This window comes from Pseudoalteromonas sp. T1lg22 (assembly GCF_002964645.1).
Lineage (GTDB): Bacteria > Pseudomonadota > Gammaproteobacteria > Enterobacterales > Alteromonadaceae > Pseudoalteromonas.
In genome coordinates this window covers 137,508-153,829 of the sequence record NZ_PQBY01000023.1, presented here as the reverse complement: position 1 = coordinate 153,829, position 16,322 = coordinate 137,508, and the positions used below count along the sequence as shown (strand labels likewise).

Below are 16,322 nucleotides of genomic sequence, written 5' to 3'. Positions count from 1 at the left end.
GAGATGAAAAATCTATCGAAAGTTACTGCACTCGCTCTGCTAATTTCCGTATCGGGCGGCGTAGTCAGCACTTCAGCGTTGGCTGCACCGAACTATGCGGAGATCGAAAAGCGCAAAAACGCTAAGACCAAGGTCATGGGTGAGCGCGTCGGTAAAAAAGTGGTTAAAGCCTTTGAGCTTTATGAAGCGGAAGATATCGACGGTGCCATTGCTGTTTTGAAAGAGCTAGACCCTTCTGATAAGTTCGATAAAGCTACGGTAGACCGTTATTTAGGTCAGCTGTACGCGCAAAAAGACAACTTTCAGTTAGCGATCAAGCACATTCGCGATGCGGTTAAGCCTGACGTGCTTAACTTCAACGACCAAGAGCAGTCAATGAAGCTGATTGGTGACTTATTGGCTAACACCAAAAAGTACAAAGAAGCGAAGCAAGCCTATATAGAGTGGATGGACTTTACCGGTCAAGAAGATGCCACTGTATACACGCGTATTGCACAGGCTAACTATGAGCTTGGTCAGTTTAAAGACGTAGTACAACCAGCTGAACGCGCCATTGAGCTAGATGCGAACAATGAGCCTAAAAAGGCTCCATTCTCGCTGCTTATGGGGGCATACTACGAGACGAAAGATTTCAAGAACGTAGTAAAAGTTGGTGAGCGTATGGTTAAAAGTTGGCCCGAAGACAAAAAGTCTTGGACTAACTTAGGTCGTTTCTATATGCAGGTAGAAGACTATGAAAAAGGTCTTAATATCATGGATATAGCTTACGACAACGGCTATTTAGAGTCAGAAGTCGACTATAAAGTATTGGCCCAGCTATACTCTTTCGTTGGTATACCTTACAAAGCCGGTTTCCATATGGAAAAAGCGGTAAATGAGGGTAAGGTTGAGCGTACTAAGCACAATGTAACGGCAATTGCCAGCTACTATCATAATGCGAAAAACGTTAAGACAGCTGCTAAGTATTACGAAGAAGCAGCAAAGTTTGATAACGATGCTGAGCTTTTCCGTAAGGCGGGTTCATTGCGTTTACAAGCTCAGCAGTTTGATTCGGCGGTAGCCTTATTAAACAAGGCGCTTGACTTAGGTTCGGAGAAAAAGGGTGCTATCTACTCTGATTTGGCCGAAGCCTACTTACAGCAAGAGAAATACAAGCTAGCGTATGCAGCGATCTCCAAAGCAGCGGAAGATCCAAGCACACGTAAGTTTGCTCGCAGCTGGAAGACCTTCATTAAGGATAAGGCGCAGCGCAACGGCGTAAGTCTTTAATCACAGCATGTGATCATAAAAAGCCCCATTTGGGGCTTTTTTTATATTTATAACAGCATTGAGCGGATTATGATCAAGCGAATTTTATCGGTAGGTTTATTGTTATTGGCAGGGTGCTCGGATGCGCCTGACTTAAATTCACAACAGGCTATTGCAGCCTTGCAGCAGCTCAATGCCAGACTCAGTGGCGAATCAAGCGATACCAGCCAGCCCTGGCCCTATACCGAGCAGTATCTAAAGCAACGTCATGATATCTACAATGCCATAGCCCGCTCACAGTTAACCCCAGCGCAAGCGCAAACCTTGGACTATTTAATCACCGAAGAACGCTTTGTCCGCCGTTATCAACCCTGGCCTATGGCGGCAAAAATAGATGTCGATGCCACTGCCTTCCAAAACCCTCAGTGGCAGCACGGCTTGGCCGGGTGGTTGACTTATGTTGAGCACACCCTGGAGCTGGCGAAAGAGAGTAAAATCTTCCTTAATGCCGTTGAAGTAGCGCATATGCAGGCGCAGTTAGGGCATTTTAAAGACAAGGGTACAGAGCGTGCGCTCAACAAGGCCATTACCAGCCTGGAGGCCTATTTAGACAAGTATACGCCTCGCAATCAACTGGGTTTGTCCCAGTTGCCCAATGGTGCCCAGTGGTATCAGGCAAAAATTAATTATTATAGCGGCCAGGTGCGCTCTCCAATCCAGTGGTTTACTCATATTCAAGGCAAGCAAAAGAGCCTAAAAGAGACGGATGTGCAGCCTTTGCCAAGCAGAGACAGCGCCCAGCTGCTCCCAGACCTTGATTGGCGGCAAAACTATGGCGACCTAAGGGGGTGGGCTAAAGAGCAGTCTCTGAGCCCGTCACAGCGCCGCATGGCGTTAATATGGATGGAAGTTGACTTAGGCGTACATGCTCATATGTGGAACGAGTACTTTGTCTATACCGCCTTGGCCAAGAAGGGTATAGATGCCGGGGTGGCAACGCGCATCTTGATGCAGGTTTTAACCCACCCAGGGCAAAGCTTTATTTATGCAGGCGTGCTTAACGAGCTTTAAGATGTGCCTCGCACTGCTCGCAGCGTTGGGTGGTCACGTCTTCTAAAAGGCGGGCCGCCTCAATGGGCTCTTCGCAATCGCTGCAAAAGCCGAATAGCCCGAGATCGAATTGACACTGGGTTGCCTCTAACCGCTCCAGTCTATCCACAAGATCTTTATAGGTGGGTCCGGATTTATCGCGAAGATGCGCTACCCAATCCCATTCTGGGTGCGCTGCCAAGGTTTGATATATCTCGTTCTCATGGCTGAGGGTGGAATAGCGCAAGCGATTTAAAAGTTCTTCACGCACTTGCGCGAGTAACACCTCTACTTTCGATTCAAAGTCGAGCGTCTCGATAGTCATGGCACAATCCACTGTTTTACTTAGGTAGCTTTTATTGTGGCCAGTAAATGGCTGTGTCGATATGACCGTGATCAACTAAAGGCGAAAAAGAGTGAGTTATACCAATTCACTTAAGTAGCTAATCATTCTAGCGGGCTAAATATCATGCTAACTGTGTTGGAATTTTTCTATGTAGAGTAACTACATAAGGAAAATTCCGCCTTGTTATCACATCATTTACCCAGCGCTATCTCTGATCACATACTTAACAGAATTGGTATTACGCTTGCTCACTATGGTGTTTTAACACCGCCAATACTTCATCTTTATCATGCAGGCGACGGATATCTTCGAACAAGGCATCGGCCTGGCTATAGGTGCGTTTTAAGTATCCTAACCATTGCTTGGTGCGATTGGCGAAGTAGCGTTTTGACATCAGCTCATCGTCATGCATAGACGAGTGCACTATATGATAGATAACATCATGCCAGCTCAAGCGGCGGTGGGGTTGCCCTAAATCTTCTGCTTTTATCCAGGCCGCCAGGTCGGGCATGGCCAAGGCTCCGCGGCCCAGCATCAGGTGTTGACACTGGCTTTGGATGCGGGCGTTATGGGCATCTTTAAGATCCCAAATCTCGCCGTTGGCCACCACTTCCATATTGGTATTTCTGGCCAACAGAGGTGCTATCTTGTCCCAGTAGGCCGGTGGGCGATAGCCGTCCCGTTTGGTACGCGCATGTATGGCGATACCATCGGCCTTGGCCTGGGCTACGGCATCGAAAATCTCACTGCTTAGGGAATCATCGTCAAAGCCAAGTCGAACCTTGGCGGTAACAATATGCTCATTATCCACCGCATCACGCACTGCCTTAACGATTTGATAGACCTGCTCAGGCTCTTTCAAAAGCACGGCACCGCCCTTGCTTTTATTAACCGTCTTGGCCGGACAACCAAAGTTCAAATCTATGCCGTGGGAGCCCAAAGCGACCGCTTTAACGGCATTTTCAGCTAAATAATATGGGTCTTGCCCAAGCAGTTGGATGCGCACTGGTGTGCCGGCGCGGGTATAGCCGCCATTGTGTAACTCTGGGCAATAACGCATAAACACGCGTCGTGGTAGGCGCTGGTTAACAACACGAACAAACTCGGTCACACACAGGTCAAAGCCACCAATGTCGGTCAGCAGCTGGCGCATTTTAAAATCTACAACGCCTTCCATGGGTGCGAGGATAAGTTTCATGTTTGACCTTATAGGAAATTTCGGCCGCGTATTCTAACCTGAACCAGGCTATTGATAAAATAGCATTATCAGTTCATATTTAAGTCTGTGATCTGATTACAAAATTAATCTAATCTTAGTGAAAGCATCCGCCATTAAGTCGGGTCTACTTATTTTGACAGCTACTAACACAGAGAGAGCAAGAGCATGAACACATTAAAGAAAAATTCAATTGCATTGACCTTAGGCGCAGTTGTTGCCGGTGGTGCTGCAATGACAGCAACCGATGCCCAGGCAAATCCATTCGAAATGCAAGAAATGGTAGCTGGTTATCAGTTAGATGCCGGTGAAGGCAAGTGCGGTGAAGGTAAGACTGAAAAAGAAGGTCGCTGCGGTGAAGCCAAGAAAGCCGAAAAAGAAGGCAAGTGTGGCGAAGGTAAATGCGGCGAAGGCAAAGCCAAAAAAGAAGGTAAGTGCGGCGAAGGCAAATGCGGTGAAGGCAAGGCCAAAAAAGAAGGCAAGTGCGGCGAAGGTAAATGCGGCGAAGGCAAGGCCAAAAAAGAAGGTAAGTGTGGCGAAGGTAAATGCGGTGAAGGCAAGGCCAAAAAAGGCGAGAAAGAAGGCAAGTGCGGTGAAGGCAAAGCCGAGAAAGAAGGTAAATGTGGCGGCCATAGCGCATAAGCACTGAGGTAAAGTCAGACCTATGCAAGCCGCTGTCACACGCGGCTTGTGTTTTTAGGAACCCCCTAGGAGTACGAGATGAAATCCCATGCCACAGACATAGGTAAGGTTGGCCTTGGGCTGCGTCGCGAGATGGTAGAGGAGATGCTCACCCATATTCCCGAGCAAATTGGTTTTATGGAAGTCGCGCCCGAGAACTGGTTGCCCTTTGGCGGCAAGCTGGGTAAGCAATTTAAAGCCTTGACCGAGCGTCACCCCTTTATTTGCCATGGCCTTTCCTTATCGATAGGCTCGCCGGACCCCCTGGATATTAGTTTTCTCAAGGCCCTGAAACGCTTCTTTGATGAGCACAATATTCGTATGTATAGCGAGCATTTAAGTTATTGCTCCGCCGGTGGCCATATGTATGATCTTATGCCCATTCCCTTTACCTGTGAGTCGGTAGACTATGTTGCGGCGCGCATTCGTCAAGTGCAGGATATTTTAGAGCGACCGCTGATAATGGAAAATGTTTCTTATTACGGTGCGCCCGGGCAAGAAATGACGGAATTGGAATTTACTAACCAAGTGTTGGCGGCGGCCGATTGTCAGCTCCTGCTGGATGTAAATAACATCTATGTGAACTCGGTAAATCACGGCTATGACGCCACAGCCTTTCTGCAAGGTTTGCCCAGTGAGCGCATCGCCTATATCCATGTGGCAGGTCACTATAATGAGGCCGAAGATTTAATTGTCGATACCCATGGTGCCGATGTCATAGATCCGGTGTGGCGTCTGCTACAGCAGGCTTATGAATGTCATGGTGTGCACCCAACCCTGCTTGAGCGTGACTTTAATATTCCGCCCTTGCCACAGTTAATAACCGAGCTCGATACCATAGCCGAGCTGCAAAAGCCTTTTTTAGTTAATCAGCAGCGAGCCTAAAGATGCAGTTTAAACAGGTGCAAAAGCAATTCAGTGACTATATTCGCGATCCACAGGCCAACCCCAAGCCTGATGATATCGAAGAGCGGCGCATGAAAATCTACCGTGAGCAGTTTTTTAATAACGTCAACGGCTTTTTAGAAAGTGGCTTCCCTGTCTTGCATAGCCTTTATAAACCGCAGCAATGGCAGCAGCTGGTGCGCGCCTTTTTTGCTCAACATCAGGCGCAATCCCCATACTTTCTTGATATCTCAAAAGAGTTTGTGGATTTTTTGGCGCAAGAATATACGCCTCAGGCCAGCGATCCCGCGTTTTTACTTGAGCTGGCTCATTATGAATGGGTCGAGCTTGCGGTGGCTACTGCTAAGGTGCAGGGCCAATATCGTGCCATCGCCGCCGTAAAGGATGAGCCCTTATATTTAAGTGAATGTGCGCAGGTGGTCTGTTATCACTATCCGGTGCAAACCATTTCGGTTGATAACCAACCGACTGCCCCAGGTCAGGTGCCAAGCTATATTTGTGTTTATCGTGATAGGGATGATGAGGTGCAATTTTTGGCCCTCAATGCCATGACCGCGCTGTTACTCGATACTCTCGATAAGCATCCCGGTATTTGCCTTAGCGCTTTGTGTTCCCTGCTCAAACAGCAGGCACCGAGCTTCAGCGAAGCCCAACTGCAAGCTGGGGCGCAGCAGATTCTGGCAGACTTAGCACAAAGAAGCATAGTGCTAACGCTGGATTGATAGCCGATATTAGATTACTATATGCGCCGTTTTTTGTCGTGTTTAAGAGGTAATTACTATGGCGCATAAAGGTGATTTTAAAGACCCTTTCAACTTCAAATATTTCGCTGCATTTCTTGCGGTATTCGTAGGCATTGGTTGTCTTAATGCAATTCTAGGTTGGGTAACCGCCATTTCAGCCTAAGAAAATATTTGCACAAGGCCCCGTTAGGGGCTTTTTTGTGCCTGAAAAGCCCCTAGCTAAACACCGACTCGGCCAGGGTGATGGAGCCGGCATCGGCATCGAGTGTAACCCGAGCGCCCACGGGTAAGATAAACTGTTGCTTCACATGACCTATCATGGCCCCGCGATAGGCCGGTATGTCCAGCGGCTTAATATAATCTGCGAAAATCTCATCCAGGCTCAGCGACCCGTAACCAGAATTAGGTTTACACAGGTTGCAATCGCCAAACACAAAGCCACTGAGCTTATCCAACGCGCCCATCAGCTTTAAGGTGCTCATCATTCTGTCGATACGATAGGGGGCTTCCTCGGTGTCTTCCAAAAATAAAATGGCGCCATCGAAGCTAGGTAAATAGGGAGAGCCTGCCAAGGCCGTGAGCACGGTTAAATTGCCGCCAATTAAGCGGCCACTGCTGCGCCCCGGATTAATGGTTTGCGTTAGATAGCGGCTGTTCACCAGCTCGTCCTCACCGCAGGGTAAATTCATATAGTGCATGCGCTGGCGCTGTTCAAACAGACGTTGGAACTGCTGCACATTAAATGGATTCCAATCGCTGCTTGCATTGGGGCCGTGAAAACTTATCAGGCCCGTTTGGGAGAGCAGGGCGTTATGCAACGCGGTAATATCTGAGTAACCCAATAAGGGTTTGGGGTTGGCAGCGATACTTGGGTAGTCGAGTAAGGGGAGAATACGGGCCGCACCTGAGCCACCGCGCAGACAAAAGAGCGCATCGACTTCGGGGTCGGCGAACTGGGCATTGATATCCGCCGCACGCTGGGCATCGGTTCCCGCCAAATGGCCACGGCGAGCAAGTACATGCTCGGCCAGCTTAACCTTATATCCCAGGGCCTCTACCAGCTGACGCGCCAGAATCAGCTCTTTGAGCTCTATGGTCGCCGCAGAAGGGCTGACAATGGCGATTGTGCCGCCTTTTTTTAACGCCTTGGGTTTGATAACGGCCTGAGCGCCCAATTTAGGTATACCAATAGCCTGTGCCCCGGTACTGGCCAGCAAGCCAGCTCCAAGGAGGGAGCAGGTTTTTAAAAAGGTACGTTTGTTCATTTATCTACCTCACAGGATGCGTACTGTAGCCAAGAGCTGCAGACTCTATGATTACCGCAGTGAAGTATATATTTCAAATTTTATAGGTTGGATGGAATAAATTAATAGAAGTGGTAAAGCCTCCACGGGTTGTGGAGGCTTTTGAAGAGCTTATTCTACTCCACGTAGTAGGGCGTTAACGCCAACTTTTTCGCGAGTCTGTTGGTCGACCTTCTTCACGATAATAGCGGCATACAGGCTGTGGCTGCCATCTTTACTTGGGATAGAGCCAGGAACCACAACGGCACCGGCAGGCACGCGACCATAGTGGATTTGACCTGTTTCTCTATCAAAGATGCGGGTGCTTTGCGAGATATACACGCCCATGGAAATTACCGCACCTTCTTCGACGATGACGCCTTCAACGATTTCCGAGCGTGCGCCGATAAAGCAGTTGTCTTCGATAATGGTTGGGTTGGCCTGCAGTGGCTCAAGCACGCCGCCGATACCCACGCCGCCAGACAGGTGCACGTTTTTACCGATTTGCGCACATGAACCTACGGTAGCCCAGGTATCAACCATGGTGCCGTCATCGACATAGGCGCCGATATTAGTGTAAGAAGGCATTAATACTACGTTCTTGCCGATATAGCTGCCTTTACGGGCGACAGCATTAGGCACTACGCGCATGCCTTCTTGCTGGAACTGCTCTGGCGTGTAATCGGCAAACTTAAGCGGTACCTTGTCGTAATACTGATTGGCACCGTCGGCAAGCACCTGGTTGTCGCGAATACGAAACGATAGCAATACTGCTTTTTTCAGCCACTGATGCACCACCCATTCGCCGGAGATCTTCTCGGCAACGCGGGCTTCACCCTTATCCAGGCGTTCAAGCACGGCGATAATGGCGTTTTTGACTTCACTTGATACGGTATTTGGGCTAATGGCATCGCGGTTGTCCCACGCCTGCTCAATGATGGTTTTTAAATCTGCCATGTTATCCTCTTTGTTTCGTTAACTAAGCCGTTGTGGCTTCGTTATCGGCGTTTAGTTTCTTCCTCAGCGCTTGATGAATTTTAACCTGTTCTTCATCCGTCAAGGCCTTGTAGTCGTTGTTAGACACGACGAAAAAGTCTTCTGCGCGCTCGCCCACCGTGGTGATGCGCGCGGCATGAATATGCAGTTGGTGACGTTGGAATACCTGGGCTATTTTGGTCAATAAGCCGGGAATATCCACCGCCTGAATTTCAATTAAGCTGCGATCCGCATGGGCATGCGGGCGTAATATCACCTTGGGCTTAATATTAAAGTCTTTAAAGCGTTGTGAGCGATTCTTTTTAATGCGGATCTTCTTCTTGGGATCGAGCATAAACAGCTCCAGAGCGCGTTTAATGCCGTTGCCTCGGCCTTTGGTTAATGGTTCGCCATTGACCTCTAAAATCACAAAACTAAAAATCACATAACCGTCTTTTGTGGTCATCACCTGGGCATGTTGGATTTGCGCTTTTTTAGAGCCGATGACACTGACCAGACGCGCAAAGAGACTGGCGCTATAGGGGCTATAAGCAAAGACCTGAGTACCGCCGTGCATGGGCTCTGGCGACACGGTAACGCTTGGTTGAGACAAGTCCTCGGCGCTTAGCAAGTGCTCACAATGCCAGGAAATTTGTTGTTCGCTAAAGGCGGTAAAATAATTCGCTTTAAAGCGACTCCACAGCAGGTCGATCTGTCCCTCATCATAACCAAGATTGATTAACCTTTGCTTAGCCTGATGTTTTTTATCGCGAATTTGGTCGCGCATATCCATTGGGTTTTCCAGTCCCAAACGCAGAGCTCGCTGGGTATGCAGATAGAGCTCGCGCAGCAGGGTGTTTTTCCAGTCGTTCCACAGGTTGTCGTTGGTGGCGCGAATATCCGCCACGGTTAAACAATAGAGGTAGTCGAGCTGGCGCTCATTTTTAACCTTGCCGGCAAATTCGTTAATCACGTCCGGATCATTAATGTCTTTACGCTGCGCCGTGACCGACATCAACAGGTGGTTTTCGACCAGCCAGGCGATCAGCTTGCCATCGGAAGTGGGCAACTGATGCAAGCGCGCAAAGGCGAGGGCGTCCACGGCACCAAGCTCTGAGTGGTCGCCACCGCGGCCCTTGGCGATATCATGGAAAATGGCCGCTAAATATAAGAGCTCGGGCTTGTCCATGCGGGTAACGATTTCACTGCAGATGGGGAAGTCGCTGACCCGGGTTTTATCACCATACTGGTAGATGTTGTTGATTAATCTATGAGTGTGCTCATCCACGGTATAGGCGTGGAATAGATCAAACTGCATCTGCCCGAAAATATTGCGCCACTGCGGCAAGTAGGCCGCCAAAATGCCGTGCTTATGCATCAGGGTAAAGGCGCGGCCCATGCCGTTAGGGTGCTTCACCAAGCGCATAAAGGCGTCGCGACAACCGGCGTAGTCTTGCAAATCGCCCAGCAAACGACGGCGCACCTGGCGCATGGTGCGTATGGTGCTGGGATAGATATGGGTGATCTCCGGGTGATCGGCGATATGCTCGAACAAGGCCAGCAATTGGTCTCGACGGAAAAACACCGAGGGGTTCTTTACCCGAATTTGATGACCGATGCGCTCAAAGTTGCGATCGATTTCGACGACCGGCAGTTGGCGCTGGTCCGGCAAAATACTTTGCTCAAAATAGGCCAGCAGCATTTGGTTGAGTTCGCGTACTCGGCTCATAATGCGAAACAAGCGCTTCATCATGCGCTCGACCGAAGCCTTACCATCACTACCAAAACCTAAAATTGCTGCGGCATGGGGCTGATGGTCGAACAGCAGGCGGTTTTCGTTACGCCCGGCAGCTAAATGCAGGGCAAAGCGAATATTCCAGAGGTTCTCCAAACACTCCAACAGCTCCTGATATTCTTCGTGGGTGAGGTAACCGTGGTTGATCAGTTCCTCAAGGGCTTCGGCCTGGAAGTGTTTTTTCGCTACCCAGATAATGGTTTGCAGGTCTCGCAGACCGCCTGGGTTTTCCTTGATATTGGGTTCCAGGTTGTAGGCCGTGCCATGACACTTGCGGTGACGCAGGTCTTGCTCTTGGCGTTTGGCGATAAAAAAGTCGTCGGAGCCCCACACCGGCGTTTGCAAAATATGCTCTTTGAGTTTTTCAAACTCGATGTGGTTACCAAAGATTAAGCGGCTTTCCAGCAAACTGGTGGCGAAGCTGACGTCCTCGCGCTTTTGCTCTATGACCTGCTCGCGGGTACGCACGCTGTGACCAATTTCGAGATTGAGATCCCATAACAGGGTGACGAATTGGCCAATTTTTTCACACAGCTCTGGGGCCGGCTCGCTGCTGACTAACAGTAAAAAGTCGATATCGGAATAGGGGTGTAACTCGCCGCGTCCATAACCGCCTACGGCGACCAAGGCCAGCTCGGTTTCATGCGCCAGATTGCAGCTGTGAAACAGCTTGATCAGCAGGCGGTCTATGTATTCGGCGCGGGCGCGGATAAGCGAGCCTACCGGTTGTTTATCAAATTGGTTGCCCAGCCATTTGTAAAAGTATTGGCTACAGGCCTTGTATTCATCCAATTTGCTCGCCTGCTCTAGCAGGTCTTTTAGTTTATTCGGTAGGGCCACTTAGTTATCCTTGCTAATTAACTATGCTCAATCACTCGCGGCAGGTCTTCGTCGCTACGCAGCGTCAAGACTTCAACACCGTTGTCGGTCACTAGCAGGGTGTGTTCCCACTGCGCCGACAGGCTACGGTCTTTGGTGATCACTGTCCATTCGTCTTTCAGCAATTTACACTGACGCTTACCGGCGTTCACCATGGGCTCAATCGTTAAGCACATGCCCGCCTTTAATGTTTCGCCTGTACCCGGGCGGCCATAGTGCATGACTTGTGGCTCTTCGTGGAATTCCTTGCCGATGCCGTGGCCACAGTACTCGCGTACAATCGAATAACTAAAGCCTTCGGCAAACTTTTGGATAGCGGCGCCGATATCCCCCAAACGCACGCCCGGTTTGACCATTTTAATGGCCAGGTAAAGGCTTTCTTGAGTCACTTCACACAGACGCTTGCCTTGAATTGTCGGTTGACCAACATGGAACATCTTTGAGGTGTCGCCGTGGTAACCGTCTTTGATCACGGTGACATCGATATTGATGATATCACCTTCTTTTAACGGTTTGTCGTTTGGAATACCGTGACAAATAACATGGTTAACCGAGGTACAAATGGACTTAGGGAAGCCGTGGTAGTTCAGCGGCGCCGGGATCGCATCCTGCTCATTAACTATGTAGTCGTGACAAATGGTGTTGAGTTCATCAGTGGTCACCCCAGGTTTTACATAAGGGCCGATCATTTCCAGCACCTCGGCGGCCAAACGGCCTGCAACGCGCATTTTTTCGATTTCTTCCGGGGTTTTGATCACTGCAGTCATTGATGCTCCAATTCGGTTTTTTAAGATGTTTGCTGCGCACAAATAGTGCACAAAAATTTGAGTCTTGGTCGCTAATATGGTATAAAGCGCGCCGTCTTTTTACAAATAAAATCACCGCCGGTAAAAATCATCTTACTGCGAGTGGCTTGTCTGTAACGAAGACATAACCATTTAATATTAACACACACACATATCGACACATACACTTGGGTGCACTTAGGAATAATTCCACGGTGTTGGTGCTATGGGATATGTGGAGGCTTAACCCTAAATTATATAGAGGAAAATACAATGGCAAACGTTTCAATGCGCGACATGCTTAAGGCGGGTGTACACTTCGGTCACCAAGCTCGTTACTGGAACCCTAAGATGAAGCCGTTCATCTTCGGTGCGCGTAACAAGGTTCATATCATCAACCTTGAGCAAACTGTACCTATGTTCAACGATGCACTTAACTTCTTACAGAATGCTGCATCTAACAAAGGTAAAGTACTTTTCGTTGGTACTAAGCGCGCTGCAAGCGAAGCAGTAAAAGAAGCGGCAGTTAAATGTGACCAGTTCTACGTAAACCACCGTTGGTTAGGTGGTATGCTTACTAACTGGAAAACTGTTCGCCAGTCAATCAAGCGTCTTAAAGATCTTGAAACTCAAAGCCAAGACGGTACGTTTGAGAAGCTAACTAAGAAAGAAGCGCTAATGCTTACTCGTGAAATGGCTAAGCTTGAAAAGAGCCTTGGCGGTATCAAGGATATGGGCGGTCTTCCTGACGCACTATTCGTTATCGATGCTGATCACGAGCACATTGCTATCAAAGAAGCGAACAACCTGGGCATTCCAGTAGTATCTATCGTTGATACTAACTCTAACCCAGATGGCGTTGACTACATCGTTCCTGGTAACGACGACGCGATCCGTGCAATCCAGCTTTACACTAACGCAGTTGCTACTGCTGTTATTGAAGGCCGTGAAAGCAACATCGCCGTTCAAGCTGAAAAAGACGATTTCGTAGCCGCTGAGTAATCGCGACTCGCTTGTCATCAAGTCTTCATCCTAAAGTGGTGAAGACTTGATATTCTTAATTCAAAGTGACGTATCGTCACTTGCTCTAAACATTGATTTGAGGAAACTCCCATGGCTGTAACTGCTGCCCTAGTTAAAGAATTACGCGAGCGCACTGGCGCTGGCATGATGGATTGTAAAAAAGCACTAACTGAAACTAACGGTGACATCGATCTAGCGATCGAGAACATGCGTAAGAGCGGTGCTGCTAAAGCTGCTAAAAAAGCGGGTAACATCGCTGCCGAAGGTACAATCCTTATCAAAGAAGGCAACGGCTTCGCTGCGCTTCTTGAAGTTAACTGTCAAACTGACTTCGTTGCTAAAGATGCAAACTTCCTTGGCTTCGCTAACCAGGTACTTGACGCTGCTGTTGAATCAAAAGCAGACATCGCCACTCTTCAAGCTCAGTTCGAAGAAACGCGTGTTGCTCTAGTTGCTAAAATCGGTGAAAACATCAACGTACGTCGCGTTGAGTACATCGATGGTGCTAAGCTAGCTTCTTACCGTCACGGCGACCGTATCGGTGTTGTTGTTGTTGGTGAAGCTGACGAAGAAACTCTTAAGCACGTTGCCATGCACGTTGCTGCGTCTAAGCCTGAGTTCGTAAACCCAGAAGACGTACCTGCAGACGTAGTTGAAAAAGAAAAAGCAGTTCAAGTAGAAATCGCAATGAACGAAGGCAAGCCAGCCGAAATCGCTGAGAAGATGGTTGTTGGCCGCATGAAGAAGTTCACTGGCGAGATCTCTCTAACTGGTCAAGCTTTCATCATGGAACCTAAGCAAACTGTTGGCGAAATGCTTAAAGAGCGTGGCGCATCAGTATCTGCTTTCGTTCGCCTAGAAGTAGGTGAAGGTATCGAGAAGAAAGAAGAAGACTTCGCTGCTGAAGTAGCTGCGCAAATCGCTGCTGCTAAAGGCGAGTAATTTCTTTAAGCTTGTATAAGCATGCTGTGGCGAACCTTTTATCAGTGCCGTGTCTCTTTACATTTAGTAGAGGAAACGGCGGCCATAAGTGAGCAAAAGCCATGATTTGCTTTTGCGTCGCCCAGCAAAATTAATTAGAATAACCGCGCTCTTATGTACCCACATAGGCGCGGTTATTTTTTATCTCAATTCGTTATTGGCCAGGAAAATATGAATACTAATCGCAAACCTATTTTTAGACGTGTTCTACTCAAACTAAGTGGTGAAGCCTTAATGGGCGAAGAGGGCTTCGGCATCGACCCTAAAGTGCTTGACCGCATGGCACAAGAAATTAAAGAGTTGGTAGAGCTCGACGTAGAAGTGGGTTTGGTTATCGGTGGCGGTAACTTCCTGCGTGGCGGTTCGTTGGCGGAAGCGGGTATGAACCGTGTTGTTGGCGACCACATGGGTATGCTGGCTACGGTTATGAATGGCCTGGCAATGCGTGATGCCTTGCACCGCGCCTTTGTAAATGCGCGCTTAATGTCTGCCATTCCTCTAAATGGCGTATGTGATGCTTACAACTGGGCTGAGGCGATCAGCTTGTTGAAGTCGGGCCGTGTAGTGATCTTCTCTGCCGGTACAGGTAACCCATTCTTTACCACAGATTCCGCGGCCTGTTTACGCGGTATCGAAATCGAAGCCGACACCGTAATTAAAGCCACTAAGGTAGACGGTGTGTTCAGTGATGATCCGGTGAAAAACCCAGAAGCCACTCTTTATCGTCATCTTGCCTATAATGAAGTAATTGAAAAAGAACTGAAAGTGATGGACTTGGCCGCCTTTACCCTGGCGCGCGACCACAATATGCCAATCAGTGTCTTTAATATGAATAAACCTGGTGCGCTTAAGCGCGTGATCATGGGTGAAGAAGAGGGAACCTTGATTTCTTCTGAAGCCTCTAGTGAGACAAAATAAGTAGGATACTAGCGTGATAAACGACATTCAAAAAAGTGCGCAAGAGCGCATGCAAAAAAGTGTAGCCGCACTTGGCAGCCAACTATCTAAAATCCGTACCGGCCGTGCTCACCCGGCATTGCTAGACGGTATCACCGTTTCTTATTACGGTGCTGATACGCCGCTAAACCAAGTTGCTAACGTAACTATCGAAGACGCGCGTACGCTGGCGATCAGCGTATTCGACCGCTCTTTAGCGCAAGCGGTTGAAAAGGCCATTATGACTTCTGATCTGGGTCTAAACCCATCGTCAGCGGGCACGGTAATCCGCGTTCCTCTTCCTCCACTAACGGAAGAACGTCGTAAAGACCTTATCAAGATCGTACGTGGTGAAGTTGAAAGCGGTCGTGTAGCGGTGCGTAACATCCGTCGTGATGCTAACGGTGATATCAAAACACTATTAAAAGATAAAGATATCTCTGAAGACGAAGCACGCCAAGGCGAAGATGCTATCCAAAAGCTAACAGACAAGTACATCAAGGAAATGGACGCACAGCTGAGCGCCAAAGAAGAAGAATTGATGGAATTCTAAATGTGCTAAATATGAGCAATTTGCTCATAAATTGCCATTAGGTTTGTAACGCCGTCTAGGGTATACTAGGCGGCGTTTTTTTGTGGATAATTTGAGTTACATGGCTTTAGACGCAGAACAAATTTCGCAGCAATTATTGCCCAAACATGTGGCAATTATCATGGATGGCAATGGTCGTTGGGCGCAAGCTCAGGGTCACCCGCGGGTGTACGGCCATAAAAAAGGGGTTGATGCGGTTAGAGAAGCAGTGAAATTTTGCTCCAAATTGGGCATAGAGTCGCTCACCTTATTTGCCTTTAGCAGTGAGAACTGGCGACGTCCGGAAGAAGAGGTCACCACGCTGATGGAACTGTTTTTAATGGTTCTTGGCCGCGAGGTGAAAAAACTGCATAAAAATAACGTTAAATTATCCATTATCGGCGACCTAGGTCGCTTTTCCACAAAGCTACAAGAGAAGATAGCTGCAGCTGAAGCGTTAACCGCCAATAACAGCGGTTTACGGCTAAATATTGCCGCAAACTATGGTGGTCGTTGGGATATCGCCCAAGCCGCTAAACAGTTGGCGCTTAAGGTATCGGCAGGTGAAATAACAGCGGATGACGTTGACGAGCACTCGCTGGCAAAGCATATTAGTCTTAATGAACAAAGTGAACTGGATTTATTGATACGTACCGGCGGTGACCTGCGCATCAGTAACTTCCTGCTTTGGCAGGCGGCATATGCTGAGCTTTATTTTACGCCTACGCTATGGCCCGACTTTAATGAGTCGGTGTTTGCAGAGGCCATTGCCTGCTATGTATCGAGAGAACGTCGGTTCGGATGTACCGGCGAACAAATAAAACAATTACTCTCACACGCTCAGCCCTAAGTTGAAGGTATAAGA

Annotated in this window: 16 protein-coding genes; 10 read left to right on the top strand and 6 right to left on the bottom strand. The window is 48.5% G+C overall.

What is annotated here, in order from left to right:
- Positions 1-3 precede the first annotated feature (3 nt).
- A complete protein-coding gene (locus tag C2M24_RS13680; RefSeq protein ID WP_105215572.1) occupies positions 4-1,269 on the top strand; it encodes a tetratricopeptide repeat protein in 1,266 nt (421 codons plus the stop codon).
- 69 nt (positions 1,270-1,338) lie between these two features.
- A complete protein-coding gene (locus C2M24_RS13675; RefSeq protein WP_158683768.1) occupies positions 1,339-2,319 on the top strand; it encodes a hypothetical protein in 981 nt (326 codons plus the stop codon).
- Here C2M24_RS13675 and C2M24_RS13670 read toward each other — a convergent pair.
- Entirely contained in the window at positions 2,306-2,662 is a 357-nt protein-coding gene (locus C2M24_RS13670) for a TraR/DksA C4-type zinc finger protein (RefSeq protein WP_105200543.1), read from the bottom strand. The two genes, C2M24_RS13675 and C2M24_RS13670, sit on opposite strands and share 14 nt — an antisense overlap.
- Positions 2,663-2,921: 259 nt before the next feature.
- Positions 2,922-3,881, bottom strand: a complete 960-nt coding sequence (locus tag C2M24_RS13665; RefSeq protein WP_105215568.1) for a tRNA-dihydrouridine synthase — start codon at positions 3,879-3,881, stop codon at positions 2,922-2,924.
- Between the two features lie 186 nt (positions 3,882-4,067).
- Here C2M24_RS13665 and C2M24_RS13660 point away from each other — a divergent pair, with 186 nt between their 5' ends.
- From C2M24_RS13660 to C2M24_RS13650, 3 genes are all read left to right on the top strand, one after another.
- Positions 4,068-4,541 carry an HvfA family oxazolone/thioamide-modified RiPP metallophore gene (locus C2M24_RS13660; RefSeq protein WP_105215566.1) on the top strand — a complete coding sequence of 158 codons (474 nt, stop codon included), beginning with the start codon at positions 4,068-4,070 and terminating at the stop codon, positions 4,539-4,541.
- A 78-nt stretch (positions 4,542-4,619) separates the two neighbouring features.
- Positions 4,620-5,465 carry an HvfB family MNIO-type RiPP peptide maturase gene (locus C2M24_RS13655; protein ID WP_105200540.1) on the top strand — a complete coding sequence of 282 codons (846 nt, stop codon included), beginning with the start codon at positions 4,620-4,622 and terminating at the stop codon, positions 5,463-5,465.
- A gap of 2 nt (positions 5,466-5,467) precedes the next feature.
- The gene (locus C2M24_RS13650) at positions 5,468-6,208 is read left to right on the top strand and encodes an HvfC family RiPP maturation protein (RefSeq protein WP_105215564.1); all 741 of its coding nucleotides are present in this window, start codon (positions 5,468-5,470) and stop codon (positions 6,206-6,208) included.
- Between the two features lie 236 nt (positions 6,209-6,444).
- On the opposite strand, the gene C2M24_RS13645 is transcribed toward C2M24_RS13650, so the two are convergent.
- From C2M24_RS13645 to map, 4 genes are all read right to left on the bottom strand, one after another.
- Complete coding sequence (locus C2M24_RS13645) at positions 6,445-7,494, bottom strand: S66 peptidase family protein (RefSeq protein WP_105215562.1); 1,050 nt, start codon at positions 7,492-7,494, stop codon at positions 6,445-6,447.
- Between the two features lie 150 nt (positions 7,495-7,644).
- Complete coding sequence (gene dapD, locus C2M24_RS13640) at positions 7,645-8,469, bottom strand: 2,3,4,5-tetrahydropyridine-2,6-dicarboxylate N-succinyltransferase (protein WP_105215559.1); 825 nt, start codon at positions 8,467-8,469, stop codon at positions 7,645-7,647.
- Between the two features lie 22 nt (positions 8,470-8,491).
- Entirely contained in the window at positions 8,492-11,122 is a 2,631-nt protein-coding gene (gene glnD, locus C2M24_RS13635) for a [protein-PII] uridylyltransferase (RefSeq protein ID WP_105190808.1), read from the bottom strand.
- 17 nt (positions 11,123-11,139) lie between these two features.
- Complete coding sequence (gene map, locus C2M24_RS13630; RefSeq protein ID WP_267894164.1) at positions 11,140-11,940, bottom strand: type I methionyl aminopeptidase; 801 nt, start codon at positions 11,938-11,940, stop codon at positions 11,140-11,142.
- 279 nt (positions 11,941-12,219) lie between these two features.
- Between map and rpsB the strand changes: the two genes are divergently transcribed.
- From rpsB to uppS, 5 genes are all read left to right on the top strand, one after another.
- Positions 12,220-12,948, top strand: a complete 729-nt coding sequence (rpsB, locus tag C2M24_RS13625) for a 30S ribosomal protein S2 (RefSeq protein WP_105215547.1) — start codon at positions 12,220-12,222, stop codon at positions 12,946-12,948.
- 111 nt (positions 12,949-13,059) lie between these two features.
- Positions 13,060-13,911, top strand: coding sequence for a translation elongation factor Ts (gene tsf, locus C2M24_RS13620; protein ID WP_105215545.1), 852 nt, complete (start codon positions 13,060-13,062; stop codon positions 13,909-13,911).
- A gap of 210 nt (positions 13,912-14,121) precedes the next feature.
- A complete protein-coding gene (pyrH, locus tag C2M24_RS13615; protein WP_105200845.1) occupies positions 14,122-14,868 on the top strand; it encodes a UMP kinase in 747 nt (248 codons plus the stop codon).
- Between the two features lie 13 nt (positions 14,869-14,881).
- Entirely contained in the window at positions 14,882-15,439 is a 558-nt protein-coding gene (gene frr / locus C2M24_RS13610) for a ribosome recycling factor (protein ID WP_105200533.1), read from the top strand.
- A 100-nt stretch (positions 15,440-15,539) separates the two neighbouring features.
- Positions 15,540-16,307: a polyprenyl diphosphate synthase gene (gene uppS, locus C2M24_RS13605; protein WP_442792518.1), complete on the top strand. Its 768-nt coding sequence runs from the start codon at positions 15,540-15,542 to the stop codon at positions 16,305-16,307.
- Positions 16,308-16,322 lie beyond the last annotated feature (15 nt).